Here is a 26,047-nt window from a genome sequence, read left to right as displayed (position 1 = left end):
GGCGCGGCGCCCGCCCTGTAGCATGCCCGCATGCTCGATCAGATCTACCCGTTTCTCATCCACTGGATCATCACTGCGCTCTCGCTCTGGGTCGCCAGCCACATCTTCAAGGGCCTGCGCTTCGACAGCACGGCCTCGCTGGCCGTCTCGGCCCTGCTGCTGGGCTTTGCCAACGCCATCGTCAAGCCGCTGCTGATCATGCTCACGCTGCCGCTGACGCTGCTGAGCTTCGGCCTGTTTCTGCTGGTCATCAACGCGCTGGTGATCCTGCTGGTGGCGGCGCTGGTGCGGGGCTTTCACATCTCGGGCTTCTGGACGGCACTGTTCGCCAGCCTGTTCGTCTCGGTGCTGAGCATCGTGATCGGCTCGTTCGTGGCCAGCAGCGACCCGGCCCAGCAGATCCAGATGCCGCAGGGCAGCGGCAACTGGCTGTAGCACCCCTGCTGAGCCAGCGACCCGATGCGTCCGGGCGGGCGGCTCAGGGCGTAGCCACCGCCGCAGCCGTGGGCATGGGCACGGGCGCATCGGCCCCGGCCTGCGGCCACGGCGGCGTGCCGGCTTCGCTGCGCAGCTCCGCGCGCATCAGCGGCAGGTACTGCGGGCATTCGCGTTGGATGAAGACGATCAGGCCCTCGCGCAGCCGGCAGCGCAGATCCCAGGCCAGGCTGGAGTTGGCGGCCGTGGCCAGCAGGCGCAACTGCATGCTGCGCTCGCCGGCCTCAGTCACTTGCAGCAGGCACAGGCGGCGGTCCCATTCGGGCGCGGCCTCGCACAGGCGTTGCGCCTCGGCGCGCAGTGGCTCGAGCGGCATGCGGTAGTCGACCCACAGGAACACGGTGCCGATGATGTCGGCGCTGTTGCGCGTCCAGTTCTGAAACGGGTTCTCGATGAACCACTGCAGCGGAATGATCAGCCGGCGCTGGTCCCAGATCGCCAGCACCACATAGGTGCCGGTGATCTCTTCGACGCGGCCCCACTCGCCCTGCACGATGAGCACGTCGTCCAGCCGGATCGGCTGCGCCAGCGCGATCTGCAGGCCGGCGATCAGGTTGCCGAACACCGGCTTGGCGGCAAAGCCTGCCACCAGTCCGACCACGCCGGCCGAGGCCAGCAGGCTGGCACCGAACTGGCGCGCCCCGGGAAAGGTCATCAGCATCAGCGCCAGGCCGGCCAGGGCAACGACGAACATCACCGTGCGCGACAGCACCTTGGCCTGGGTGTGGATGCGGCGCGCGTTCAGGTTGTCGGCCACGGCCAGCGGGTACTGGTCGATCACGCCCTGGGCCACGCCGGAGACGGCACGCAGGCCCGTCCAGGTCAGCGCGGCCAGTAGCAGGAGGCCGTTGATGTGGCGCAAGCCGGCGATCCAGGGCATGGTGTCGGGCGCGCCCTGCCAGACCAGCTGCAGCGCGATGAAGGGCAGCAGCCAGCGCGTGGGCAGGCGCACGGTGCGCACGACGGTGGCCGCCGTCGGCATGCCGCGCGTCACACGCGTCAGCACGGCGCGCCCAGCGCGGTGCACGACCAGCGCCAGCAGCACGGCCACCGTGGCGGCCACGCACAGGCCCATCACCGAGGCGTCGGCCCAGGTGATCAGTTGGTTCCAGTCGATCGGCATGCGGGCATGCTAGCGAGGCGCGCGATAGGCCCGCATAGCGCGCGGGTAACGAGCCAGCGCACGCGGCGGCCCCTGCGCTGGGCGGGCCCATCAGCGCCGTGCCGATGGCCGTAGACCAGGCCATGCCAGGGCACCCGCGGAACTGGCTCTGCCAGGCCGCTGGGGAGGCCTTGCAGGCCGCGCCGGGCCAGTGGCCCGGCCCCTCCCCAGGCACACAAGGTCCACTGGACCTCGTGTGTCCGGGCTCGGCCCCTTGAGGGGGATGGGATGTCTACACGAAGTGAGACATCCAAACGGGGTGGTTGTTGTTTCAAGCTTCGCGCGGCCGCACCAGCGCAGCGGCACGCTTGGCGTTCGTGCGCGCCTGCTCCACATCGGCATGGCGCGCCAGCAGCACGCCCATGCGGCGCTTGACGAAGCTCTCGGGCTTGCCGAACAGGCGGATTTCGGTGCCGGGCACCTGCAACGCTTCGGCCACGCCGTCGAACACGATGCCGGTCGCGTCCACACCGCCATAGACCACGGCGCTGGCGCCAGGCGTCATCAAGCCGGTGTCCACCGGCAGGCCGAGGATGGCGCGCGCGTGCAGCTCGAACTCGTTCTGCCACTGCGTGGCCATGGTCACCATGCCGGTGTCGTGCGGGCGCGGGCTGACCTCGCTGAACCACACCTGCTCGCCCTTGACGAACAGCTCCACACCGAACAGGCCCAGGCCAGCCGGCTGGCCGTCCAGGCCACGGCCCAGGTCGTCCGTCACCGCCCTGGCGATCTCCTGTGCGCGCTGCAGCGCGGCCGGGTGCATGGGGTGCGGCTGCCAGCTCTCCACGTAATCGCCGCTCACCTGCACGTGGCCGATCGGCTCGCAGAAATGCGTCTGCACACTGCCATCGGCGGCGCGGGCGCGCACGGTCAGCAGGGTGATCTCGTAGTCGAAATCGATGAAGCCCTCGACGATCACGCGGCCGTGGCTGACGCGGCCGCCGGCCATTGCGACCTCCCAGGCCTTGCGCACATCGGCCGGGCCGTCGATCTTGCTTTGGCCCTTGCCCGAGCTGCTCATGACCGGCTTGACGATGCAGGGGTAACCAATGCCGGCATCGATGGCCGCCTGCAGCTCGTCGAAGGAGTCGCAGAACCGGTAGGGGCTGGTCGGCAGCCCCAGCGTCTCGGCCGCCAGGCGGCGAATGCCTTCGCGGTCCATCGTCAGCCGCGCGGCACGCGCCGTGGGCACCACGCGCACGGTGCCGGCGGCTTCCAGTTCGGCCAGCGCGGGTGTGGCGATGGCCTCGATCTCGGGCACGACCCAATCAGGCTTCTCCTGTGCGATCAGGGCTTTGAGCTGCTCGGGGTCGCTCATGGCGATGGTGTGCGCGCGGTGCGCGACCTGGTGGCCGGGTGCATTGGCGTAGCGGTCCACCGCAATGGTTTCCACACCCAGGCGCTGCAGCGCGATCAGCACCTCCTTGCCGAGTTCGCCGGAGCCCAGCAGCATGACGCGCGTGGCGTGGGGTGACAAAGGGGTGCCGAAGGTGGTCATGGGCGGTGTCCGTGAAAATTCTGGGTCGCGGGCACTGTAATCGACCATCGGCGCGGGCGGCTCCGGGCCTGAGACTTGCTATAAACGGCGCCTTTTGCTCCACCGCTCCAGAAAGTGTCCATGCCGCTATTGATCGATGTTCCTCCCGGTACGCTGAAGGAGGGCCTGTTCGGCGGCGTATTTCTGCATGTGTTCGAGAGCCTGCCCTACTTCCGCCAGCACGGCATCTTCCCGGCCTGGAACATCACGTCGAAGCTGTACGGCAAGTCGCCCGGCTACACCGTGATCCCTGGGCTCATCGATCTCAGCTACACGCCCGCCACGCCGACGCGCCGCTTGCCGCTGGCCTGGGTGCGCGACCGGCACTGCGCGATGCTGGGCTCGGACTGGCACCAGCTGCACCGGCTGTGGAACGACTACTTCACCATTCCGCAGCGCTACCACGCGCGCGTGGCGCCGCTGGGCGATCTGTCGCAGGCACTGGGCGTGCACTACCGCGGCAACGACAAGACCTCGGTCGCCTGGGACAGCAACCCGGTCACGCACGCCGAGTTCTTCGCGATCGTGCTGGATTTTCTGAAGACGCGGCCGCACCTGCAGCGCCTGTTCGTCGCCACGGACGACAAGGCGTTTCTGCAGTACGTGAAGCAGCACTCGCCGCTGCCGGTGGCAGATTTCGGCGGCGGCTCGTTCCACTTCACCGAGAAGACCGACGAGGCCCGCTGGGAAGAGGCCGAGCTGGCGATCACCGACTGCGTGGCGTTGTCCACATGCCAGGCGGTGATCAACACCTCCTCGGCACTCTCGGCGTTCGCCAAGATCCTGAATCCCGACATCGAGATGGTGCGCTGCGCGGCCAGCAAGATGTTCTCGGACATCCCGTACTTTCCAATCGCCTACGTGCCGGTCTATGCGTCCAGCGACCCGCAGGTGCAGGCCACGATCACGCGCATGATGGCGGGCGACTGGACGCAGGCGCCCACGGCGCCGCGCTTCACGCAACCCTTTTTCTACCGCCTGCGGCGCATCGGCCGGCGCACGCGTGTGCGCAATGTGATCGCCACCGTGAAATCGCTGGGGCGGCCCGGGCAGGCGATCTGAGCGTGAGCCCTGCGTCAGCAGCGTGGCCCGCCCGCCCCGCAAGCGGCCGCGAGCAGTCGTCAGTACCCGCGCACCATGAAATCGACCATGGCCTCGATCTGGGGCTGCGCGCCGGCATCGAGGCGCTCTAGCGGCTGGCGCAGAAACCTGGCCGGCACGGCCAGGATGTTGGGTGTGTCCACGATGTAAGTGACGCCCTGTACCAGGATGAGCGCTTGCGCGCGCGACATCACCACGCTGCCGGCTTGCGCAGCCAGCAGGGGCAGGCACCAACGCGTGGCGGTACTGACCAGATCGCTTTGCACGTCCAGGTACAACGCATGGCTGGCATGCGGGTTCGGGTTGCGGTAGAGATCGAAGCGCGGCATCAGAGACGGGCGTGACGCAGTACCCCGTCAGCCCCGCTCGGGTGCTGAGCCTGACGCCATGAAGCCCTGCAACTGCTCGGCCGCAGTGCCATGCTCGTCCACACGCTGCGCATAAGCTTCGAGCGCATCCCGATTGTCGAGTGCCCACTGGTTGCACTGCGCATAACCACCAGGCGGCAGCCACCCGCCAGCGGACTGCGCTTGCGAGACCACCGGCACCAGTTGCGGCACCACCTTCACGGGGATCAGCTCGAAACGGCCATCCGGGTGCGCCACCACGTCGAAGAGCCGCCCAGCGAATTTCTTGCCGAGAGAAATCTGACCACTGCTGCCAACTTCTTTGAGCATGCACCCTCCTGCAAACTTTCATGCCATCATGCGGCATTAGATTAAGCCATGTCAATCGCACGGCCCTTGCCCGCTTCCTCCGACACCATCAGCGCCGAACTGGTCGCCGTGCTGGTCGCCGTCACCGGTGGCCAGGCACGCTTTCTGACGACGCACGACGGCCAGGCCTTGCCCAGCGGCCCGCTGGAGGTGGACCACCGATCCCTGCAGACCGGCATGCGCGCCTGGATCGAGGCGCAGACGCACCACCCGATCGGCTACATCGAGCAGCTCTACACCTTCGCCGACCGCGACCGCGCGCGCAATGACGACCGCCGCGTGATCTCGGTCAGCTACCTGGGCCTGACGCGCGAGGCGCCTGCGCCGCACCAGGCCGTGGGCTGGCGCGACTGGTACCACCACTTTCCCTGGGAAGACCAGCGCGCACCAGCGGCGGCCGAGTTGCTGGCTGACCACCTCGCGCCGGCCCTGGCCGCCTGGTGCCAGGGCGCACCGGCCGCCGGCCGGGCCCTGCGTCGCCAGCGCGCGGACACGGCCTTCGGCCTACACGGTGCACCCTGGAACGAGGACTTCGTGCTGCAGCGCTACGAGCTGCTGTACGAGGCCGGCCTGGTGACCGAAGCGCAGCGCAGCCCTGTGCCCGCTGCGCGCGGCCTGCCCACCACGCGCGGCCTGCCAGCGGCCCGGCGCCAGGCGCTGGCCGCCCGCACCGGTGTGCCCATGCAGCTGGACTACCGGCGCATCCTGGCCACCGGCATGGCGCGGCTGCGCGCCAAGATCAAGTACCGGCCGGTGGTCTTCGAACTGATGCCCGAAGCCTTCACGCTGCTGCAGCTGCAGCAGACCGTGGAAGCGCTGGCCGGGCGCGCGTTGCACAAGCAGAACTTTCGCCGCCTGGTGGAGCAGCAGGCGCTGGTCGAAGAGACCGGGCAGCTGACCCAGGGCACCTCGGGCCGGCCGGCACAGCTGTTCCGCTTTCGCGACGATGTGCTGCTGGAGCGGGCGATCTCGGGCAGCAAGCTGCCGTTGTCGCGCTGAGCGGCGGCAAACAAAAGATACAACTCTGGCCGCCGACTTATGCTCAAAAAAAGTATAAATGAGGTGCCCACTTTTTTTAACGCTTATATGCTCACCATGAGCACAATCACATGCGCATACCGAACGAGACAAGAGAGCCGCCCACCCCCCTGCCCCGCGTGATGCTCGAGCCGCTGGTGCGCGCCGCGCTGCTGGAAGACCTGGGCCGTGCTGGCGACATCACCAGCCAGGCCGTGGTGCCCGCCGATGCGCAGAGCCGGCTGCAGCTGGTGGCGCGCCAGGGCGGCGTGCTGGCCGGGCTGGCGCTGGCGCGCCTCGCGTTCGAGCTGGTCGATCCGGCCATCGTCTGGAAAGCGCGCCTGCAGGACGGCGCGCGCCTGGCAAGCGGCGACGTGATCGCCACGCTCGAAGGCCCAGCGCGCGGCATGCTGACGGCCGAGCGCACGGCGCTGAACTTTCTGGGCCACCTGTGCGGCGTGGCCAGCGCCACGGCGCGCATCGCCGATGCGATTGCCCACACCAAAGCGCGCGTGACCTGCACCCGCAAGACCATGCCCGGCCTGCGCGCGCTGCAGAAGTACGCGGTGCGCGCCGGTGGTGGCAGCAACCACCGCTTCGGGCTGGACGACGCGGTGCTGATCAAGGACAACCACATCGCCATCGCCGGTGGCCTGGGCCAGGCCGTGGCGCGCGCCCGCGCTGCCATCGGCCACATGGTGCAGATCGAGGTCGAGGTCGACACGCTGGACCAACTGCGCGAGGCGCTGGCGTTGCAGGTGCCCATCGTGTTGCTGGACAACATGGACCTGCCCACGCTGCGCGAAGCCGTGTCCATCACCGCCGGCCGCGCGGTGCTGGAGGCCTCGGGCCGCGTCACGGTCGAAACTGCACCGGGCATCGCCGAGACCGGCGTCGACCAGATCGCCGTGGGCTGGATCACGCACAGCGCTGCGGTGCTGGACATCGGCCTGGACACACTGGAGTAGGACGCTGCCATGCCACGCCGCCGCACCATGCGCGCTCTGCTCGACCTGGCCCTGGCCGCCCTGCTCGCCCCCGCCGCGCAGGGCACCGAGCCGAACGCCCCCAGCCGCCCGATCACCATCGTCGTGACCTTCCCGCCCGGCGGCGGCACCGACCTGCTGGCACGCAAGCTGGGCCAGGTGCTGCAGCAGGAGCTGGGCCAGACCGTGGTGGTGGAGAACCGCGCCGGTGCCAGCGGCAACATCGGTGCCAGCCTGGTGGCCAAGGCCGCACCGGACGGCCACACGCTGCTGATGGTCAACAGCTCGTTCGCGATCAACCCCGGCGTGTTCGGGCCTCTGGACTTCTCGCCCGCGCGCGATTTCACCGCGGTGATCAACGTCGGCTTCGTGCCCTCGGTGCTGGTGGTGCCGCCGGGCTCACCCTGGCAGGCGCTGCCCGATCTGCTGGCTGCGGCCCGCACGGCGCCGCAGCCGGTGTTCTTTGCTTCCTGCGGCGCTGGCACGCCGCAGCACCTGGCCGGCGAGATGCTGCACCTAGCGGCCCAGGCGCCGCTGGCGCAGGTGCCCTACAAGGGTTGTGGCCCGGCGCTGGCCGACGTGATGGCGGGCCAGGTGGGCCTGGGCATCGTCACCGCCAGCAGCGCGGCACCGCTGCTGGCAGCCGGCAAGCTGCGCGCGCTGGGCATCACCTCGCTCGCGCGCACAGCACAACTACCCGACGTTCCCACCGTGGCCGAGCAGGGGGTGCGTGGCTACGAGATGGACCAATGGCACGGCCTGCTGGCCCCGGCCGGCACACCGGCGCCGGTGGTCGAGCGGCTGAACCGCGTGCTGGCGACGGCGCTGGCCGGCAGCCCGCTGCGCGGCACGCTGCAGCAGCTGGGCTACACGCTGACGGCCGGCGAGCAGGCCACGCCCGCCGCCTTCCAGGCGCTGGTGGCGCGCGACCTGCGGCGCTTCGGCACCATCACGGCGCAGCGCGGCTTGCGAATCGAATAACTTCGACCGACTTGCGACGGATCAAGGGCGCGCGCTCCCCGCACGACCCAGCCAGGGCACCCGCGGAACTGGCTCTGCCAGGCCGCTGGGTGCGCCCCCTGTGGGGGGATGGGACGGCTACACGAAGTGAGTCCGTCCAAACGGGGGGAGTCAAATCAGCGCCAATAGGCGGTCCAGCGACACCTGCACCTTGATGTCGCGCTGCGGCACGCTGGCCGTGATCTTGTACTGCGGCAGGCTGGTGTCGCGCACGATCATCTCGCCGGTGGGCATGCCTTCGCGGTTGACCAGCACGGCGACGCGCGGGGTGCTGGTGTTCTTGCCGCGCTGAATGACGGCCGCCAGCTCGTTGCTGGCCAGCCGCACGTACAGCCCGGGCGAGTACACGCCCACGGCCTTGATCAGCGCGGCACCGGCCTCGTCGACCTGGTGCTCCTCGTCGAAGTAGCAGCCCTGCATGGCGGCCGAGGTCGACATCGGCGTGCGTGACACGCGCGGCGCCAGCCGGCTGGTGAACACATCGGCGCGCTGGATCAACCGGGCGATGCGCAACGCCGGGATCTTGCGCGCCAGCGGGCCGGGCGAGCGGTCGTGGTGGTGGCGCACGGCCAACAGCCAGTTCTCGTCGGTCACGCCCATCTCCAGCAACATGGTGAACGAGCGCTGGGCATGCAGCTCGATGGCCTCGATCTGCGCCGAGGTCAGCGCCTCGGTCTGCTGCGCCAGCACGTCCTGCAGGCTGGTCATGCTGATGTTCATCGTCAGCGCCGCCTTGCCCAGCATGGCATCGAGTTCGGGTGGCCAGTGCAGCACTTCGCGCGCGGCCAGGCTGCACACCACGTAGACCAGCATGGCGTGGGTGGCGCTGTACATGCGCAGCTCGGTGGCCGAGAGATGGTTCAGCGCGAACAGCGTGGCGTCCGGGTGGTGCTCCACCAGATCGCTCATTTCGGCGTAAAGCTTGTCCAGGCGGGCGAGGAAGGTCTCGCTGTGCGCATCGCGCAGCAGGGCATGGGCACGCGCCTGCAGTTCCAGCCAGTCGGGCCGGTCGGGTTTCTCGGGCGGGCGGGCGTTGGCAAACAGGTCGTCGGGGGCGATCTGCACCTTCTGGATTTCGCCCAGCGGGCGCTCGGAGCGCAGCATGCTCTGCAGCTTGCCGACGTAGGCGCGCTGGCGGTCGTCGTTGGCGTCCATGTCCACGCACAGCGTCATGCCGCGTGACGTCCAGTAGGTGATCTCGTCACGCGAATGGATCACATAGCCCTTATTGGCCAGAAGCACGCCCCGCTCGGTGCGCAGCTCGAACGGCAGCGGCTGACCGAGCCGGATCGCTTCGATGTTCACGGCGACGAGGTTCATGGTGCCGGGAATTATCCGGGCGCCCCCCCGCCCCCTGCAGCCCGAAATGCACCCGGAACGCCGCGTTGTTTGAGCTCAAGGGAGCGTGCGCGCCGCAGCCCTGGTGCAGCAGATCCGCCAGGCCCCACGCGCCCCATAGGCCAGCAGCGCGCCGCAGCTACCGGCCAGCGCGCCTGTCAGGTGGGCGGCCGTGGCCACGGCAAAGCCCCACTCGGGCTCGAACACCAGGGGCTGGCGCCAGGCAGCCTCGACCACCAGCTTCAGGCCCAGCCCCGCGCCCAGCAGCGCCGCCCAGGCCTGCAGCCCGCGCTGCAACGTGCAGTGCACGACCAGCACCGCCACCGCCGCGTGCAGCACGCCGGACAGCCCGGCGTAGCGCCCGATCTGCGGGAACAGCCACAGCCCCAACGTCGACAACGGCCAGGCCAGCGCCAGCGCCAGCGTGCCGGCGGCCGGCACACGCAGCGCCTGCCCCAGCACGGCCAGCGCGCCCAGCGCCAGCAGGTTGGCCACGCCATGCGCGGCTGAGCGGTGCACCAGCGCGGCCGTCCACCACGTCCACGCAAGGTCTGCGTCTTCGCGCCACCATTCCCAGGCCACCGGGTTGCGCGCCGCCCAGGCCAGCAGCGTGCCGGCGGCCAGCAGCAGGCACAGGGCGGTCCAGGTCCAGGGGGGGCGCAGCACGGTGGCCAGTGTGGCATGGACACAGCGGACAGCGGGCCTGATCGAAGCCGTGACTCTCCGGCACCTCGCAGTCGTCAGGCAGAGCACGTGCGGCGCGAACGTCTTCGAACGCCCGCGCCATTCTCACGGCGCGGCATTGCGCGTGATCACGCCGCCGCTCCCAACCGTCACGACGCCTTGCAACCCTACGCGAGCGACGGCCGTCATGCCGCCCACCTGCTGCGAATAGGTGGAAAACCAGTTCGCACCGCCATCGCGCGTGACCATGACGGTGCCGTAGGTGCCGACCGCAACGCCCGTCGTGGATGAAGCGAAAGTAACTCCATAGAACCAGTACTCCGAATAGAAGGGAAACCGTGCGGCCTGCCAAGTTGCTCCCGCGTCGGCGCTGCGAAGCACCACCCCATCCTGCCCGACCGCAAAGGCCAGGTCGGCGGTCGCGAAGGTCACGGCGAAGAGGTGTTTCGCCGTGCCGCTCGTGACCGGCAGCCATGTCTGTCCTCTGTCCAAGCTGCGATGGATTACCCCGGCGCCGCCGACCGCGAGGCCCACGGCCGCACCGTTGAAGGCAAGGCCGCGTGCCATGAAGGGGGTTCCCGGTACCAAGTTCCAGGTCGCACCGGCATCTGCCGTGCGCAGCAAACCGTAGCCGGCTGCAACCACTCCCACCGAACTGCTTGCCGGCGCGAACGCCCACAGGCTATCCGTCGTGACAGTGGCCACCGGCGCCCAGTCTGCACCTCCGTTGACGGTGCGCACAATCGTGCCGTTGATGCCCACCGCCACGCCGGTCGTGGCATCGAAGAATCCGGTGGCGTTCAGCTGCGTCGTTGTGCCGCTTGCGACAGGGGCCCAGGTCTGGCCTGCGTCGGTGCTGCGTAACATCCGCCCGCCGATACCAACCGTCACGCCAGTCGAAGGCGCCGGGAAGGCGACACCGTTCAGCGACTGCCCGAATCCACCCAGTGCGACAGTGCTCCACGTCTGGCCGAAGTTCGCGCTGCGGAAGATGCTCCCGAACTGCCCCACGGCAAGCACTTTGCCCCCCGGGCCAAAGCCAACCCCGTAAATGGCCGCGAACGGAGGTGGCACCGAGGGTGTGCCCCAGTTCGCACCGCCGTCGGTAGTGATGCGCACGCCGCCCTGGCCAAGTACCATCGCGCCGGCCGACGCATTGCCGAAGTGGATGCCATGAATCTGCTCAGTCGTGCCGCTGCCCACAGTCTGCCAAGACTGACCCGCATCGCCGCTGCGTAGCAGAGTGCCGCCCTCCCCACCGGCAAATGCGATGTCACGAGTGACGAAGCTCACGGCACCGAGATTGGCAGACCCCGTTGTGATCCCTGTCCAGTTGGCGCCGCCGTTGACGCTGCGCATGATCTTTCGGCCGTCGCCAACAATGATGCCAACGCCGTCGGCGTTGAACGCCATCGCGTGCAGCGCGGTCGGTCCGCCGTCGCTGACAGCGGGCGTCCAACGCAGGCCGCCATCCGTACTGCGCAGAATCACGCCATTTTTGCCAGCCAGGCAGAACGCTCCGGTGTTGGTGAAGGCGACTGCCGCCAGACCGTTGCTGACCGGCATGGCGACTTCGACCCAGTGGAGCCCGCCGTCCACGCTCCGCCTGATCGGCAAATTACCGCTACCGTCCACGACTGAGCTGGTGATGCCGATGCCATTGGCATCGAACGCAAGGCCTCGGAAAGTACCTCTGCGCCAGCCACTTTCGCTGACGACCGTCCACGACACGCCGGCGTCTGCACTGCGCAGGATTGTCCCCATGCCGCCTGTGGCAAACACTGTTGTCCCATCACGCCAAACTGCCGCCGAGAGCTCAACACCCGTAGGACGTGGATCGACAATCTGCCACTCAAGAGCTTCCAGGATCGCCGCTGCTCCCACCGCCGTGCCACCGGGATTGCCGACGATCACGCGCACGGCATTCACGGACGCCGCGGCACTCGCGAGGTGCAAGTAACTCGATTCGGTAGCGCCAGGAGCATTCGTCCATGACACCCCGTAATCGCTGCTCAACTGCCACTGGAACTGCAGACTTTCACCGCTAGCCGCAGCAGTGAACAACGCGTCCGTGTGACCCGGCCGCCACGTGGCGGCAGTCGGCTGCAACGTGATCACTGGCGCATCCAGCACGCGCAATTGCGCCACCGCGCTTGTCGTCGAGCCCACACTGTTCGACACCGCGACCCGCAAACGCTTCCTGTCGTCGCCAGTCATTACGCTCGCAAGCGATAGCGTGGAGCCGGTAGCACCTTGAACGTTCGCAAACGTGATACCGCCATCGACGCTGACCTGCCATTGGTAGGTGACGCTGGGAACGCCATTCGCCTGCACCGCGAACGTGGCCTCCATGCCCTGGCCGACAGCAACATCGCCCGGTTGGCGCTGGATGGCAGGCGCCACCGGCGTCAGCACGACCAGCCGTGCTGACGCAGAGTGCACATCCCCACGCACGTTGGTCGCAACAGCGCGAACAAGCGTTCCATCATCGCCAGCGGAAACCTGCGACACCGTATAGCTGCCGCCAACCGCGCCCGCGATGTCTGCCCAGGTGCCGCCGGCGTCGCTGCTGCCTTGCCAGCGCAGCGTCGGTACAGGGGTTCCAGCCGCGCTGGCCATGAACGTCGCCGCCTGACCACGCAATGTCGCCGCGTCGACCGGATTCACCGTGAAAACCGGCGCAATAGCTGACGTAACACTTAGACGCACCGCTGCGCTGGTCACCGCGCCCATGCTGTTGCTGACGAGAACTCTAAACATCGCTTCGTCGCGAATGGTGACGGCGGCGAAGGCCAGCGTCGGCAAGGTTGCGCCGGCCATATCTGACCAGCTAGAGCCGTTGTCGCTCCGCTGCCATCGATACGAGAGTGAGGTGCCACTGGCTGTCACGCTCATGGCGACCGCTTGGCCCGCGATCGCCGACGTGTCGCTTGGCTGCACGGTGATGGCGGGCATCGTGGCAGCGGCCAGAACCGTCAATGTGACAACTGAGCTCACCACCTGGTTCGCAGCGTTCTGGCGATCCGTGGCAACAACTCTCAGCTGCGATCCGGTGTCCGCAGCGCGAACCTGGCCCAACGACAACCGTGGCGCCGTACCGTGCGTAATGTCGGTCCACACGTCCGACTGCAACTGTTGCCACTGCAACGCAGCATCGCCACGGACCACGACCGTGAAGACGGCCTCCGTGCCATCACTAGCCTGCACGTCCGCGGGCTGCGTCGTGATCGCGATGGCTTGCGCGCCAACGCCACTGCCGCTATCGCTATCGCTATCGCCCCCACCACCGCAAGCCGCGACAAACGCGGCGAGCAACAAGCAAAGCCCTCGAACCATGACATGCGACAGTGTGCCGCTGGAACGCGCGCGCAAAAGCGCGACGCTGCTGTGAACGTTCATCCTCACGTTGAATCCCTCTGATAGTGCTCGCTTGTGGCTGTGGCGAACCTTGGTGCGGCGCGCGTCCCAGCCCTGCGTGAAGCCGCTCTGCGGCAGGTCTGACTGACGCCGTCATGCTGCCAGCACGTTCGCTCGCAAGCCCCGACAAATGATCCGCTCGGGTGGGCCGGAATTCGCCCAGTTGCCGATGCGTCCCGCTGCTAGGCGCATTGCCTACCTTGATATTTTTGAGCCGCTCTAACGCGAAGCGGCCAGTCCACGCGCCGCCCCGGGGCAAAGGCGCGGTGCTATTGCAAGTCGATCGGCACGACAGCCGTGCGCCCGCGCATCCGCCGCACCGTGCGGCGCAGCCACTGCTCCAGGTCATCCACGTAGGTGAAGACGGCCGGCACCACCAGCAGGCTCAGCACCGTGGAGGTGATCAGCCCGCCGATGACGGCCGTGGCCATGGGCGAGCGGAAGCTGGAATCCGCCGCGCCCCAGCCGATGGCAATCGGCAACATGCCCGCGCCCATGGCCAGCGTGGTCATGATGATCGGCCGCGCGCGCTTGTGGCAGGCGTCCAGCAGCGCATCCCAGCGCGACTTGCCGGCGACGACGGGCTGGCCGTCGCTGCCATCGTTTCCACGCCGCGCCACGATGGCGTATTCGACCAGCAGGATGGAATTCTTGGTCGCCACACCCATCAGCATGATCAGCCCGATCAGCGAAGGCATCGAGAAGCTCTTCTCCGCGAGCAACAGCGCCACGAACGCGCCGCCCAGCGACAGCGGCAGCGCCGCGAGGATGGTGACCGGTTGCAGGAAGTCCTTGAACAGCAGCACCAGCACGATCCAGATGCAGACCACGCCGGTCAGCATGGCCAGGCCGAAGCCGGTGAACAGCTCGCCCATCGCCTCGGCGTCGCCCACATCGATGATGCGCACGCTGGCCGGCAGGCTCTTCACGGCGGGCAGCTGGCGCACCGCCTCGGTCACGTCGTTCAGGCCGCGCGTGGACAGCTCGATCTCGAAGTTCACATTGCGCGCGCGGTCGTAACGGCTGATCACGGCCGGGCCGCCCGCCAGTTCGAGCGTGGCCACCTCGCCCAGGCGCACCGGGCCGTGGGCGCCGGGCACCGCCAGGCTTTCCAGCAGCGCAAGGTCTTGCCGCGCGTCGTCGCGCAGCTTGACCATGATGGGGACCTGGCGCTCGGCCAGATTCAGCTTGGCAAGCTGGTTGTCGTAGTCGCCCATGGTGGCCACACGCAAGGTGTCGGCCATGGCCGCGCTGGTCACGCCCAGATCGGCGGCGCGCGCGAAATCGGGCCGCACCACGATCTCGGGCCGCACCAGGCTGGCCAGCGAGGTCACGTTGCCGATGCCGGGGATGGTGCGCAGCTCGCGCTCTACCGCGGTGGCGGCCTGGCGCAGTGCGTGCGGGTCCTGGCTGGACAGGGCCAGCACGTACTTGTCGTTGGCGCCGCCCAGTCCCACGCCGGTGCGCACGCCCGGCATGTCGGCGAGCGACTCGCGGATCTGTTGCTCGATCACCTGCTTGCGTGGCCGCGTGCCGCGTGGCGCCAACTGCAGCGTCAGCGTGGCCTTGCGCGCCTCGACGAAGTTGCCCGAGAACGGGTCTGCGCCGGCGCTGCCGGCGCCGATGGCGGTGTAGACATCGCCGATGTGGTCGATCTTCAGCAGCCGCTGGCGCACCGCCTCGGCGGCGGCCATGGTCTGCGCAAGCTTCGCGCCGGGTGGCAGTTCGACACGCACCTGGGTCTGCGTGTTGTCGTCCGGCGGAATGAAGCCCGAAGGCAGCAGCGGGATCAGCGCCAGCGAGCCGAAGAAGAACAGCGTGGCGCCGACCATGGTCAGCACGCGGTGGCGCAGGCAGGCCCGCGCGGCGCGCATGTACCAGGCGAGCCAGCGCGGCTCTTTCTCCTGCCCCACCATCGGCTTCATGATGTAAGCCGCCATCATGGGCGTGAGCAGCCGCGCCACGACGAGCGAGGCAAACACCGCCAGCGACGCCGTCCAGCCGAACTGCTTGAAGAACTTGCCGACCACGCCGCTCATGAAGGCCGTGGGCAGGAACACGGCGATCAGCGCGAAGGTGGTGGCCACCACCGCCAGGCCGATCTCTTCGGCCGCCTCCATCGCCGCCTGGTAGGGCGATTTGCCCATGCGCAAATGGCGCACGATGTTCTCGACCTCGACGATGGCGTCGTCCACCAGGATGCCGACCACCAGCGACAGCGCCAGCAGCGTGATGATGTTGATCGAGAAGCCCAACAGGTACATGCCGATGAACGCCGGGATCACCGACAGCGGCAGCGCCACGGCCGACACGATGGTTGCGCGCCAGTCGCGCAGAAACAGCCAGACCACCAACACCGCGAGGATGGCGCCCTCGTAGAGCAGCGTCATCGAGGCGTCGTATTCCTCGGCCGCGATCTTCACGAAATCCAGTGTGCGCGTGAGCTGGATGTGCGGGAAGTCCACCTGTAGCGCGCGCAGGACCTGTTCGACCCCGGCGCCCACTTCCACCTCACTGGCGCCGCGCGATCGCGCCACCTCGAAGCCCACCACCTGCTTGCCGTTCAGCACGGCCGTGGCGCGCTGTTCGGCCACGGTGTCTTCCACCGTCGCGACATCCTGCAGCGTGATGCGCCGGCCATCGGCCAGCGGAATCTGCAGACGGCGCAGTTCGTCGGCCGAGGCGACGGTGGCAATCGTGCGCACCGGCTGCTCGCTGCCGCCCAGGTCGGCGCGGCCGCCAGCGCTCTCCTGCTGCACCTGGCGCAGTTGGCGCGACACATCGGCAGCGGTGGCGCGCAGCGCCTGCAGCTTGGCCGGGTCCAGCGCGACGCGCACCTCGCGGCTGACGCCGCCCACGCGGTTGACGGCGCCCACGCCACGCACGGCCAGCAGCCGGCGCGCAATCGTGTCGTCGACGAACCAGGACAGGGCCTCATCGTCCAGCCGGCTCGAGGAGATCGCAAACGCCAGGATGGGCTGCGCCGCCAGGTCGAGCTTGGTGACGATGGGGTCGCGCAAATCGGCCGGCATGTCCGAGCGCACGCGGCTGACGGCCGAGCGCACGTCGTCCACGGCCTCCTGGATCGGCTTCTCGAGCACGAACTCCGCCGCGATGGTGGCCGAGCCATCGGTCAGCGTGCTGGTCACGTGCTTCAAGCCCTGCAGCGTGGCGATGGCGTTCTCGATCTTGCGCGCGACGTCGTTCTCCAGCTGCGAGGGCGAGGCCCCGGGCAGCACGGCGGTGACGATGACGACCGGCAGGTCCATGTCCGGAAAGTTCTGCACCTTCATCGACTTGAACGCGAACAGGCCGCCTAGCGTCAGCATGACGAACAGCATGGCTGCGGGGATGGGGTTCTTGATGGACCAGGCGGAGAGATTCATGCGCGGCTCCGCTTCACTTGGGCGAGGACGTGGCGCCGGCCGGTGCACCCACCGACACTGCGTCGACCACCCGCACCAGATCGCCATCGTTCAGGAAGCCCGCGCCCTCGGTCACGACGCGCGCATCGGCCGGCAGATCGCCGCTGATCTCGATGCGCTCGCCCACGCGCCGGCCAGCCTGCACCTTGCGCATCTGCACGCGGCTGTCGGGCTGCAACACCATCACGGTGTTGAAGCCGTCACGTGGCACCACGGCCGATTGCGGCACGGTGAGCGCGGTGCTCTTGCCGAGCATGAATTCGCCGCGCGCGAACATCCCGGCCTTGATGCCTGCGTTGCCTTGCACGCCGGGGATGTCGACATAGACCAGCGCATTGCGCGTCTGCGGATCGACGGTCGGCGCGACGCTGCGCACCCGGCCCTGCACCTGCGCACCGCCCGGGGCCACGACACGCACCGGCAGGCCCACGGTCAGCTTGCCCAGGTCCGCCGCGCCCACCTCGGCCCGCCATTCGAGCCGCCCCTGTCGGATCAGCCGGAACAGCTCGGTGCCCGAGCCCACCACGCTGCCCACGGTGGCGCTGCGCGCGGAGATCACGCCATGGTCCGGCGCCAGGACCTGCGTGTTGCGCCCGCGCACCTGCTGCGCGGCCAGCACGGCCTGCGCCGCCTCGACGCGCGCCTTGGCGGTCTGCTCGGCGGTCTGGTACTGGGTGATCTGCTGCTGGCTCAGCGCCCCGGTCTGCTCCAGCGTGCGGGCGCGCGCGGCGTTGCCGGCGGCGTCGGCCGCGGTGGCGCGTGCCTCTGCCAGCGCGGCGCGGGCCTGCGCCACATCGGCGTCGATGGTCTCGGGTGCGAAGCGGGCCAGCACCTGGCCGCGCTGGACGACATCACCCACATTCACACGCACCTCGGACAGGCGCAGGCCAGCGGATTCGGAGCCGACGCTGGCCTCCTGCCAGGGGGCGATGTTGCCGTTGGCCGAGAGCGTGAGGGCCAGCTCGGCCGTCTCCGGTGCGGCCACGCGCACGGTCAGCGCGGGGCGGGGCTGGGCCGTGGCGGCCACTGGTTCGGCGGGGCCGTCGGCGGGCTTGGCGCCGCGTGTGAACCAGAAGGCGGCCGCGCCCAGCAGGCCAACGGCGATGACGAACAGAACGGTGCGGTTGGTACGGGTCATGGTGCTCGGTTGCATCTCAATGATCGATTGGGCTGCGTGCCACGCGCAGGCGATACCACAAGGCGTGTCTGGATCTCACTGCGCAGGAGAGCGGGGGCACGGGCCGAGGCCGCCGGGTGGGCGCTTGCGCTCCAACGGGTTCGTTTCATCTTTGCACCACATTCTGCGGTCGCGTCCAGCCGCCGCCCAACGCGCGGTAGAGCGAGACCCATGCACCTGCGCGGTCGCGCTGCAGCGCCACGCGCGCGGTCTGCGCCGCGAACAGAGTGCGACGCGCATCTTCCAGCTCGAACAGGCTGACCAGGCCGCTGTCATAGCGCGACTTCGCGGCGTTGAAGGCGCTCTGGTACCCGGCGACCGCCGTGTCGGCGTCGCCCGCGCGCAGACCGCTGTCCTGCAGCCGCAGCAAGGCCTCTTCGACCTCGCGCACCCCCAGGCGCACCTGGGCGCGGTAGCGCACCACGGCCTCGTCGTAACGGGCCTGCGCGGCCTCGGCGTTGGCGGCGCGGGTGCCGCCGTCGAAGATCGGCAAGGTCAACTGCAGCGGGCCGATGCGCCAGCTGTTCAGCGTCTCGCTGGCGCCGCCACCGCGCACGTGCAGCGCGGCGATGCTGCCCGACAGCGACAGCCGTGGGTAGCGCTGGGCCTGCGCGGCACCGACCTCACCGCTGGCAGCGGCCACGGCCAGTTCGGCGGCGTAGACATCGGGCCGCTGCGCCAATGCCTTGGCCGGCACGCTGACCACGGCCTGCAGCATGGGCAGCGTGAGGTCGGTGGCCTGCGCGTCCAGTCGCTGCGCCAGCGTGACCGCATCCCAACCCGTCAGCGCGACCAGGGCCTGGCGCTGCAACGCGCATTGGGTGCGCTGCTGCGTCAAGCGAGCCGAAGCGTCGGCAGCGCTGGCGCGGGCCAGGGCGGCGTCGGCGGGTGCCGTGAAGCCGGCCTGGGCCGAGAGATCCGTCAGCCGTGCGCTCTCGCGTCGCGATGCGTTGTCCGCACCCGCAACCTGCAGCTGCAGCGCACAGGCGCGCTCGGCGAAATAGGCGTTGGCCGTTTCGGCCGCCACCGAGACGCGGGCCGCGTGCCACTGAGCCTGGCTGCCGTCCAGCCGCGCGGACGCCGCGTCGCGGCCCGCAGCCAGGCCGCCGAACAGATCGATCTCCCACCCCGCCTGCAGCCCGGCCTGTGCATTCGTGAAAGTGGGCAGGGCGGCCGAGCCGCCGCCACCGGACACGTTGCCACCCGTGCCCGATAACGTGTTGCCGCGGCTGAGCGACAGCGATCCATCCAGCGTCGGCGCCATGGCCGCGCCGGCCTGCACGCGCGCAGCACGGGCCTCGGCGATGCGCGCTGCGGCGCCAGCCAGATCGGGGCTGGCGGCCTGGGCGGCGGCGATCAGTTCCGCCAGCAACGGGTCGCCGGGTTGCTGCCACCAGTCGGCCAGGGCCGCCGCCGAGCCACCGTGCGGCAGCGCGGCAGCGGGCGCCGACGCGTGCCACTGTGCGGGCACGGGGGCCTCGACCTGGGCGGGCGGCCTGGCGACGCTGCAGGCGGTGAGCGCCAGCACCAGCGCGGCCAGTGCGCAGAGCACCGGCGGTCTGGTCCAGCCGTCGATGCGGGCAGCCGCACCGGCTCGGGGGGAGGTGGCGGACACGTTCATGGCCGGCGCATTACACCACCCACCGTCCCTGTCGGATCGCACCAGTCGGGGTTGTCGAGACGGCTGCCGGGCTTCTCGCGGGTCGGCACCTGCGGGCCGGTCCAACTGCAGCATCGGACGGCCCGCGCCCTGCCATTCTGGCAAATGCCGTGAGGCCTTTGCGCGCCCCGTGGCGGCGCGCGCGCACCGGTTCCTACAATCGCCCCATGCCGACGAACTTGGACTGCACCCCCGTTGCCTTGGTTGCGCTGCCAGCTGCTGTAACGCGCCCGCGTGCGCTCGCCAAAAGAGCTCGTCGTCAGCAGACGCCAGCACTTTCCTAAGCCCGGCGGTCCGCTCCCACTTTTCAGCGCAACCATCCACCGTCGGGCATCAGACTCGCGCGGCCGCGCGCACCGCTCTGCCCGGGTGGCGCGCGCACAGTTGGAGTGCCTCATGCATGCAGTTGTTCACGGCGAGCGCACGCTCACCGATCTCGATTTCGCCCGTCTCTCCAAGCTACTGCTGCGGCAACCTCCGCCGCCTCTGGCGGACTTGCTCGCCAGTGCCGACGTCACCAGTGGCCGAACCGTCGGAGCAGACGTGGTCACCATGAATTCGCGCGTGGAGCTGGTCGACCTGCACACGCGGCGCCGCCAGGTGCTCACGATCTGCTACCCCCGAGATGCCGAACCCGCTGCGGGCTGCGTTTCGGTCCTCTCACCTATCGGCCACAGCCTGCTCGGGCTGAAGACCGGCGACGTCGCCAGGTGGCACACGCCTTACGGCGACGTGTGCGAGGCCGAGGTCGCGGCCCTGCTGTTCCAGCCCGAGGCCAGCGGCGACTACACGACGTAGCCTGCTGAAGGCCGCCGACGCGAGCGAGCAGCGCCGCGCGCACACGCCATGCCTTCTGGCTACCACCGCTGGCACCGCGCGACGAGTACGTGACCGGCACCAAGCGCGCCGGCGGCGCACTTCTTACCAGGCCATGCGCGACCTTCGGGATTCAGACGAAAGTCAGGGCGCCGTGTTGAGCGTGATCACGCCGCCGAACCCCACAGTGACCACGCCTTTCGCTCCCACGCGCGCCACGGCTTGCATTCCTCCGAGGCGCTGCGTGTAGTCGTCCGACCAGGTGGCGCCACCGTCGCGCGTGATCATCACCGTCCCGAGGTCGCCGACGGCCACGCCCGTGGTCGACGACGTGAACGCAACGCCGTTGAACCAATAGTCGGAGTACAAAGGGAACTGACCCACGTGCCACGTGGCGCCGGCATCGGTGCTGCGCAGCACGGTCCCATTCGCTCCAATGGCGACGGTGACGGTGGCGCTGGCGAACGTGACGGCGACCAAGCCTTTGCTCGTGCCGCTGGCGACAGGCAGCCAGGTCAGTCCGCCGTCCTGGCTGCGGTGGATGGCGCCGCCATCGCCGACGGCAAGGCCGGTCTGCTCATCATTGAAGGCAAGCCCCCTGACTTGCAGACCAGCGGCATTTGGAACAGGTGTCCACGTGGCGCCTGCATCTGTCGTACGGAGCAAGCCACTACTGGCTGCCACCACGCCGGTCGTGGCATCGACCCGCGCAAAGTCGGATAGCCAGAGGGCGGCGCCGCTCGTCGCTGGCGTCCAGCTTGCACCCCCGTCCGTTGTGCGGATGATCGACCCGTCGGCACCCAGGGCCACACCGGTCGTCGCATCGAAGAAGCCGACAGCCGTGTGATCGGTGGTCGTGCCGGTCGCGATGTTGATCCAGGTTTGGCCGGCATTGGTGCTGCGAAGCATGATGCCGCCGCCGCCGACCGCAACGCCGTTGGAGGGCGTCGAAAATGCCACGGCGAAGAGCCACCGATCAAGTCCGCCTCGCGCGACCGTGCTCCAGTTCAGCCCGCCGTCGGCGCTGCGGAAGATGCTGCCGTATCCGCCCACTGCCACGGCGTTGCCCGTCGGGCCGAAACTGACAGCCATCAACGTTGTGTAGTTGTGTGACATGTTTGCGGCATCCCAACTGGATCCACCGTCGTGTGTGACCCGCAGGCCTCCCTGCGACAACGCAAGTGCTCCCGTGGAGGAACTGCCGAAATGGATGCCTAGAATGCCCTGGCTGGTCCCGCTGGCTGCCACCTGCCACGTCAGGCCCGCATCGGCGCTGCGCAGCAATGTGCCGTCGAAGCCACCTGCAAAGACGATGTCGCGTGTGGCGAATGCCACTGCCCTCAGGTGGGCCGTGGCGCTCCCAACGCGGTTCCAATTGGCGCCACCGTTGATGCTGCGCAGGATGGTGCCGCCATCGCCGACGATCACGCCGACCCCGTCAACGTTGAACGCCATGGACCACAGCGCGGCCGAGCCCGCATCGCTTGTTGCGGGCCGCCAGGTGAGGCCTGCGTCGGTACTGCGCAGGATCACGCCGTTCTTGCCAGCCAGGCAGAATGTGCCAGTCGGGCTGGCCGCTGCGGCGAACAGCCCGTTCGTGGCGGGCATGGCCACTTGCACCCAGTGCAGGCCTCCATCGACGCTGCGCCTGATCGGCAGGTTGCCGCTTCCTGTGTCAGACGTCGTGATACCGATGCCATTGGCGTCGAATGCAATCCCCATGACAGCGACGGAGAGGAAACTGCCCTCACTGACGACGGACCAGTTCGCGCCAGCGTCGGTGCTGCGCAGGATGGTGCCACCGGCTCCAGTGGCAAAGACGGTGGATGCATCACGCCATACCGCGCCCGTCAGTGGCGCGCCGGTTGGACGGGGTTGAACCATCTGCCAGCGCAGCGCTTCCAGGGAGGCATGCTGGCTGACGGTCGATCCGCCAGGGTTGCCGACGACCACGCGCACGGCGTTGACGGATGGGCTGGCATTCACTGCGTGCAGGTAACTTGTGCCGATGGCGCCGGGCGCGTTCGTCCAGGATGCGCCACGATCGCTGCTCAGCTGCCACTGGAACGTCAGGTCACTGCCGCTGGCAGCCGCAATGAACAGTGCATCCAAATGGCCAGGGCGCCAAGTGGCGGAAGTTGGCTGCAGCGTGATGAAAGGCGGCTGGACAACGCTGAGTTGGACTGCAGCGCTGATGACCGACCCGACGCTGTTGGTTGCAACCACCCGAAAGCGCTTGCCGTGGTCGCCGAAGATGACGGGGCCGAGCGCCAGCGTGGCATTGGTTGCACCGTTCACATTGGTAAAGCTGGTGCCGCCATCGACACTGACCTGCCATTGGTAGGCAACGCTTGGCACGCCACTGGCCTGCACCGTGAAGTTCGCCTGCATCCCTGGGCCGACCGACATGTCTTGCGGCTGGGCCTGAATGGCCGGTAGTGTGGGTGTTTGAACGACCAGCCGTGCTGCCGCAGAGAAAACGTCCCCACGCTGGTTGGTGGCAACGGCGCGCACGAACTTGCCGCCGTCGGAGGCTGCTGCTTGGGCGATCGTGAAGCTGTTGCCCGTGGCGTCCGCGATATCGGCCCAGGCGGTGCCATCGGCGCTGGATTGCCAACGAACTGTCGGGGTCGGCGCTCCCACCGCGCTAGCGTGGAAGGTGGCGCTTTGGCCCGTCGCCGTGATGGTGTCGACGGGGCTGATCACGAAGCTGGGCGCTCCGGCTGCCCCGACGCCTAGCTGCGCCAAGGCACTGGTGACGCTGCCACTGCTGTTGCTCACGACGACGCGGAATGCCGCAAGGTCATCGGCGAGCGTGACCCTCAACGTCAAAATGGGTGCCGTGGCTCCTGCAATGTCTGCCCATTCGCCGCCTGCATGGCTGCGCTGCCAGCGATAGCTCAGGTTGGTGCCTGTCGCGGTGACGCTCAAGCTGACTTCCTGCCCGTCGACGGAAGAAACATCAACCGGCTGGACAGCGATGGCTGGCGCGACCGGCGTGGCCTCGACCGTCAGCGTCACGATGGAGCTCACGATCTGGCGCGCAGGGTTGTGGCGCGACGTGGCGACGACGCGGAACTGCGCGCCGCTGTCCGACGCCTGGACAGACGCCAGCGTGAGACGAGGGGATTGCGCTCCCGACAAATTTGCCCAGCCCGTCGGCTGGAGGCGTTGCCATTGCAGATCGGCGTCTCCTGTCAACGCCACCGTCAGCGTTGCGGTGCCGCCTTCCACGGCGCTCACGTCGGCAGGTTGTGCCGCGAACATCAGTTCGGTCGTGGCGCTATCGTCGCCGCCACCGCCCCCGCACGCTGCGATGAATGCGGCCAAGAGCCAGCAAAGAGACAGGCGCAGGAGCTGGACGATCGGATGGTGCGCATGTGCGCGCGGCCTGCCGCAATGGGAGTTCGTGGTCAAAGCAATGCGCTCCGGTGGAAGATTTGGATATTCGGCGGCGATGCACCGGGTACACGGTCCACGCGATGGAGCCAGCAGGCGCCAATTCCGCCTTGGTCCGGCCCGGGCGATGGTGCCCAAAGAGCCGCTATAAAGAACTGGAGAATCGTCCACTGAACTCGACCGAAATCCGCGCTGGTCAACCGCAGGGGCATGGAGAGACCATCTCCTAGAATCCGCCCCTTTTTCCGCACCCGCCCCCACCCCATGCACATCGTCGTCAACGAAGAACTCAAGGCCTACATCGACCCCCTCACGCCGGACGAACGCGAGGCGCTGGAGCGCAGCATCCTGGCCGAGGGCTGCCGCGATGCGCTGGTCTTGTGGGGCGACGTGCTGGTGGATGGCCACAACCGCTATGGCATCTGCAAGGAACACGGCCTGCCGTTCCAGACGGTGCAGAACACACGCTTTCAATCCATCGAAGACGTGCACCTGTGGATGATCGACCAGCACCTGGGGCGGCGCAGCATCTCGGATTTCCAGCGCGGCGTGCTGGCCTTGCGCAAGCGCGACATCGTGGCCGCGCGGCGCGCAGAGCGCGAGAAAGCCGCCCCGGCCGATGTGTCTGCACCAGCCGCACAGATGCCACCGGCCGAGGCGCTGGACACGCGCGAAGCCCTGGCCAAGGCCGCGCGCATCAGCAACAGCCAGGCCGTGATGATCGAGAAGATCCACCAGCATGCCGCGCCCGAGGTGGTGGCCGCCGTGCGCGCCGGTGACATCTCGATCAACGCGGCTGCGGCCGTGGCCAGCCTGCCGGCCGAGGAACAGGTAGCAGCCGCTGCCGCTGGCAAGGACGAGCTGAAGCAGGCCGCCAAGCGGGTGCGCGAGGCCGGCAAGAAGAAACCTACCGTCGAGGCGGACGGCGAAGCGGCGCCGACGGCCAGCGGCGAAGACACGGTCGAATCGCTGCGCGCGCGCGTGGCCGAACTGACGGCGGAGAACAAGGCATTGAAGAAGCAGGTAATGCATCTGCTGGGGCAGCGGCCGGGGGTCAGCGCGGCACCAGATGAGGCAGAGCCGGTGCAGGACGACGCGCCGTTCTGACATCGACGGGGCGTTCATCCGCGGCTGCTGTCCCCGCCCTCTTTCCAGCCATCTTCCCAGCCATCTTCCCAGCCATCTTCCCAGCCATCTTCCCAGCTCTCCCGCGAGGAGTGAGCGGGGCAAGACCCGTCTGGAACCGGCTGCGCTATTCTGTGGCGCCGCATTCGGCTGCCACTTCAAGATCTACATGACCGCCAAGAAACTGCTCTCGTTCACTGCCGCCGCACTGATTGCCGGCCTGTCGTTCACCGCCCCGGCGCAGGCCGGCCCGCGCCTGGACAAGATCATGGAGGCCAAGTTGATCCGCGTCGGCACGCCGGGCGACTACCGGCCGTTCGCGATCAAGACCGACAGTGGGTATTCGGGCCACGACATCGACCTGGTCGAGACCATGGCCAAGGAATTGGGCGTGAAGATCGAGTACGTGCCCACCACCTGGCCCAACCTCATGAAGGACCTGCAGGCCAACCGCTTCGACATCGCCGTGGGCGGCATCACGCGCAACGTGACGCGCATCCGCCAGGTCGAGATGCTGCCGGGCTACGCACCCTTCGGCAAAGTGGCGCTGGTGCGCGCAGCCGACAAGGCGAAGTTCACGACGCTCGAATCGCTGAACCAGCCCGGCGTGCGCGTGATCAAGAACCCCGGCGGTACCAACGAGACCTACGTGCTGGAGAACCTCAAGGCCGCGCAGGTCAGCACGCACGACAAGAACGCCGAGATTCCAGCGTTGATCGCAGACGGCAAGGGCGATGTGATGATCACCGAGACTTACGAGGCGCTGGTCTATGCCAAGGCCGACCCGCGCCTGCACGCCGCCTTCATCGGCCAGCCGCTGACACCGCCCAACACACTGGGCTTCATGCTGCCGCCGGACGATGCCGACTACACGCGGCTGATGGGCTTCGTCTGGGGCCTGGTGGAGCAGCGCGGCGCCGTGAAGCAGGCCGCCGATCGCTGGTTGAAATAGCGCGGGCGGCCGGCTGAAGG

The 26,047-nt window shown here is 68.4% G+C and carries 19 protein-coding genes; 8 read left to right on the top strand and 11 right to left on the bottom strand.

Going from position 1 to position 26,047, the window contains the following annotated elements:
* Positions 1 to 30 precede the first annotated feature (30 nt).
* On the top strand, positions 31 to 435 hold the full coding sequence (locus AC099J_RS02095; protein WP_479613541.1) for a phage holin family protein: 405 nt from the start codon (positions 31 to 33) through the stop codon (positions 433 to 435).
* A gap of 43 nt (positions 436 to 478) precedes the next feature.
* On the opposite strand, the gene AC099J_RS02090 is transcribed toward AC099J_RS02095, so the two are convergent.
* Together AC099J_RS02090 and purT are read right to left on the bottom strand one after the other, a co-directional pair.
* The gene (locus AC099J_RS02090; protein ID WP_479613540.1) at positions 479 to 1,618 is read right to left on the bottom strand and encodes a mechanosensitive ion channel family protein; all 1,140 of its coding nucleotides are present in this window, start codon (positions 1,616 to 1,618) and stop codon (positions 479 to 481) included.
* Positions 1,619 to 1,928: 310 nt separating this feature from the next.
* Positions 1,929 to 3,155 carry a formate-dependent phosphoribosylglycinamide formyltransferase gene (gene purT / locus AC099J_RS02085; RefSeq protein WP_479613539.1) on the bottom strand — a complete coding sequence of 409 codons (1,227 nt, stop codon included), beginning with the start codon at positions 3,153 to 3,155 and terminating at the stop codon, positions 1,929 to 1,931.
* A gap of 120 nt (positions 3,156 to 3,275) precedes the next feature.
* Here purT and AC099J_RS02080 point away from each other — a divergent pair, with 120 nt between their 5' ends.
* The gene (locus tag AC099J_RS02080; protein ID WP_479613538.1) at positions 3,276 to 4,256 is read left to right on the top strand and encodes a hypothetical protein; all 981 of its coding nucleotides are present in this window, start codon (positions 3,276 to 3,278) and stop codon (positions 4,254 to 4,256) included.
* A gap of 59 nt (positions 4,257 to 4,315) precedes the next feature.
* Here AC099J_RS02080 and AC099J_RS02075 read toward each other — a convergent pair whose 3' ends face one another.
* Both AC099J_RS02075 and AC099J_RS02070 read right to left on the bottom strand, forming a co-directional pair.
* A complete protein-coding gene (locus tag AC099J_RS02075; RefSeq protein ID WP_479613537.1) occupies positions 4,316 to 4,624 on the bottom strand; it encodes a CcdB family protein in 309 nt (102 codons plus the stop codon).
* 27 nt (positions 4,625 to 4,651) lie between these two features.
* A complete protein-coding gene (locus tag AC099J_RS02070) occupies positions 4,652 to 4,972 on the bottom strand; it encodes a type II toxin-antitoxin system CcdA family antitoxin (protein ID WP_479613536.1) in 321 nt (106 codons plus the stop codon).
* A 48-nt stretch (positions 4,973 to 5,020) separates the two neighbouring features.
* Between AC099J_RS02070 and AC099J_RS02065 the strand changes: the two genes are divergently transcribed.
* The 3 genes from AC099J_RS02065 to AC099J_RS02055 all read left to right on the top strand — a co-directional run bounded on the left by AC099J_RS02065 (position 5,021) and on the right by AC099J_RS02055 (position 7,995).
* Entirely contained in the window at positions 5,021 to 6,010 is a 990-nt protein-coding gene (locus AC099J_RS02065) for an NUDIX hydrolase (RefSeq protein WP_479613535.1), read from the top strand.
* Between the two features lie 110 nt (positions 6,011 to 6,120).
* Positions 6,121 to 6,996, top strand: a complete 876-nt coding sequence (gene nadC / locus AC099J_RS02060; RefSeq protein WP_479613534.1) for a carboxylating nicotinate-nucleotide diphosphorylase — start codon at positions 6,121 to 6,123, stop codon at positions 6,994 to 6,996.
* Between the two features lie 27 nt (positions 6,997 to 7,023).
* Positions 7,024 to 7,995 carry a tripartite tricarboxylate transporter substrate binding protein gene (locus tag AC099J_RS02055; protein WP_479613820.1) on the top strand — a complete coding sequence of 324 codons (972 nt, stop codon included), beginning with the start codon at positions 7,024 to 7,026 and terminating at the stop codon, positions 7,993 to 7,995.
* 150 nt (positions 7,996 to 8,145) lie between these two features.
* On the opposite strand, the gene AC099J_RS02050 is transcribed toward AC099J_RS02055, so the two are convergent.
* From AC099J_RS02050 to AC099J_RS02025, 6 genes are all read right to left on the bottom strand, one after another.
* Complete coding sequence (locus tag AC099J_RS02050) at positions 8,146 to 9,354, bottom strand: HD-GYP domain-containing protein (protein WP_479613533.1); 1,209 nt, start codon at positions 9,352 to 9,354, stop codon at positions 8,146 to 8,148.
* A 75-nt stretch (positions 9,355 to 9,429) separates the two neighbouring features.
* Positions 9,430 to 10,038, bottom strand: a complete 609-nt coding sequence (locus AC099J_RS02045) for a rhomboid family protein (RefSeq protein ID WP_479613532.1) — start codon at positions 10,036 to 10,038, stop codon at positions 9,430 to 9,432.
* Between the two features lie 123 nt (positions 10,039 to 10,161).
* Entirely contained in the window at positions 10,162 to 13,455 is a 3,294-nt protein-coding gene (locus AC099J_RS02040) for a YCF48-related protein (RefSeq protein ID WP_479613819.1), read from the bottom strand.
* A 287-nt stretch (positions 13,456 to 13,742) separates the two neighbouring features.
* Positions 13,743 to 16,859, bottom strand: coding sequence for an efflux RND transporter permease subunit (locus AC099J_RS02035; RefSeq protein WP_479613531.1), 3,117 nt, complete (start codon positions 16,857 to 16,859; stop codon positions 13,743 to 13,745).
* 13 nt (positions 16,860 to 16,872) lie between these two features.
* Complete coding sequence (locus AC099J_RS02030) at positions 16,873 to 18,036, bottom strand: efflux RND transporter periplasmic adaptor subunit (protein WP_479613530.1); 1,164 nt, start codon at positions 18,034 to 18,036, stop codon at positions 16,873 to 16,875.
* 145 nt (positions 18,037 to 18,181) lie between these two features.
* Positions 18,182 to 19,696 carry an efflux transporter outer membrane subunit gene (locus AC099J_RS02025; protein ID WP_479613529.1) on the bottom strand — a complete coding sequence of 505 codons (1,515 nt, stop codon included), beginning with the start codon at positions 19,694 to 19,696 and terminating at the stop codon, positions 18,182 to 18,184.
* A 435-nt stretch (positions 19,697 to 20,131) separates the two neighbouring features.
* Between AC099J_RS02025 and AC099J_RS02020 the strand changes: the two genes are divergently transcribed.
* Complete coding sequence (locus AC099J_RS02020) at positions 20,132 to 20,533, top strand: GreA/GreB family elongation factor (RefSeq protein WP_479613528.1); 402 nt, start codon at positions 20,132 to 20,134, stop codon at positions 20,531 to 20,533.
* 162 nt (positions 20,534 to 20,695) lie between these two features.
* Here the strand turns inward: AC099J_RS02020 and AC099J_RS02015 are convergent, their stop codons facing one another.
* Complete coding sequence (locus AC099J_RS02015) at positions 20,696 to 23,968, bottom strand: YCF48-related protein (protein WP_479613527.1); 3,273 nt, start codon at positions 23,966 to 23,968, stop codon at positions 20,696 to 20,698.
* A 246-nt stretch (positions 23,969 to 24,214) separates the two neighbouring features.
* On the opposite strand from AC099J_RS02015, the gene AC099J_RS02010 reads away from it, so the two are divergent.
* Both AC099J_RS02010 and AC099J_RS02005 read left to right on the top strand, forming a co-directional pair.
* Positions 24,215 to 25,057, top strand: a complete 843-nt coding sequence (locus AC099J_RS02010) for a ParB N-terminal domain-containing protein (RefSeq protein WP_479613526.1) — start codon at positions 24,215 to 24,217, stop codon at positions 25,055 to 25,057.
* Between the two features lie 187 nt (positions 25,058 to 25,244).
* A complete protein-coding gene (locus AC099J_RS02005) occupies positions 25,245 to 26,027 on the top strand; it encodes a transporter substrate-binding domain-containing protein (protein ID WP_479613525.1) in 783 nt (260 codons plus the stop codon).
* Positions 26,028 to 26,047: the final 20 nt, after the last annotated feature.

The sequence above is a fragment of the Rhodoferax sp. RT4P68 genome (assembly GCF_056521305.1).
This window is presented reverse-complemented; position numbering and strand designations above follow the sequence as displayed.

Excerpts from the sequence above, each read along its gene's own strand:
- AC099J_RS02095 (WP_479613541.1), top strand. The coding sequence starts at position 31 with ATGCTCGATCAGATCTACCCGTTTCTCATCCACTGGATCATCACTGCG.
- AC099J_RS02090 (WP_479613540.1), bottom strand. The coding sequence starts at position 1,618 with ATGCCGATCGACTGGAACCAACTGATCACCTGGGCCGACGCCTCGGTG.
- purT (WP_479613539.1), bottom strand. The coding sequence starts at position 3,155 with ATGACCACCTTCGGCACCCCTTTGTCACCCCACGCCACGCGCGTCATG.
- AC099J_RS02080 (WP_479613538.1), top strand. The coding sequence starts at position 3,276 with ATGCCGCTATTGATCGATGTTCCTCCCGGTACGCTGAAGGAGGGCCTG.
- AC099J_RS02075 (WP_479613537.1), bottom strand. The coding sequence starts at position 4,624 with ATGCCGCGCTTCGATCTCTACCGCAACCCGAACCCGCATGCCAGCCAT.
- AC099J_RS02070 (WP_479613536.1), bottom strand. The coding sequence starts at position 4,972 with ATGCTCAAAGAAGTTGGCAGCAGTGGTCAGATTTCTCTCGGCAAGAAA.
- AC099J_RS02065 (WP_479613535.1), top strand. The coding sequence starts at position 5,021 with ATGTCAATCGCACGGCCCTTGCCCGCTTCCTCCGACACCATCAGCGCC.
- nadC (WP_479613534.1), top strand. The coding sequence starts at position 6,121 with ATGCGCATACCGAACGAGACAAGAGAGCCGCCCACCCCCCTGCCCCGC.
- AC099J_RS02055 (WP_479613820.1), top strand. The coding sequence starts at position 7,024 with ATGCGCGCTCTGCTCGACCTGGCCCTGGCCGCCCTGCTCGCCCCCGCC.
- AC099J_RS02050 (WP_479613533.1), bottom strand. The coding sequence starts at position 9,354 with ATGAACCTCGTCGCCGTGAACATCGAAGCGATCCGGCTCGGTCAGCCG.
- AC099J_RS02040 (WP_479613819.1), bottom strand. The coding sequence starts at position 13,455 with ATGAACGTTCACAGCAGCGTCGCGCTTTTGCGCGCGCGTTCCAGCGGC.
- AC099J_RS02035 (WP_479613531.1), bottom strand. The coding sequence starts at position 16,859 with ATGAATCTCTCCGCCTGGTCCATCAAGAACCCCATCCCCGCAGCCATG.
- AC099J_RS02030 (WP_479613530.1), bottom strand. The coding sequence starts at position 18,036 with ATGACCCGTACCAACCGCACCGTTCTGTTCGTCATCGCCGTTGGCCTG.
- AC099J_RS02025 (WP_479613529.1), bottom strand. The coding sequence starts at position 19,696 with ATGAACGTGTCCGCCACCTCCCCCCGAGCCGGTGCGGCTGCCCGCATC.
- AC099J_RS02020 (WP_479613528.1), top strand. The coding sequence starts at position 20,132 with ATGCATGCAGTTGTTCACGGCGAGCGCACGCTCACCGATCTCGATTTC.
- AC099J_RS02010 (WP_479613526.1), top strand. The coding sequence starts at position 24,215 with ATGCACATCGTCGTCAACGAAGAACTCAAGGCCTACATCGACCCCCTC.
- AC099J_RS02005 (WP_479613525.1), top strand. The coding sequence starts at position 25,245 with ATGACCGCCAAGAAACTGCTCTCGTTCACTGCCGCCGCACTGATTGCC.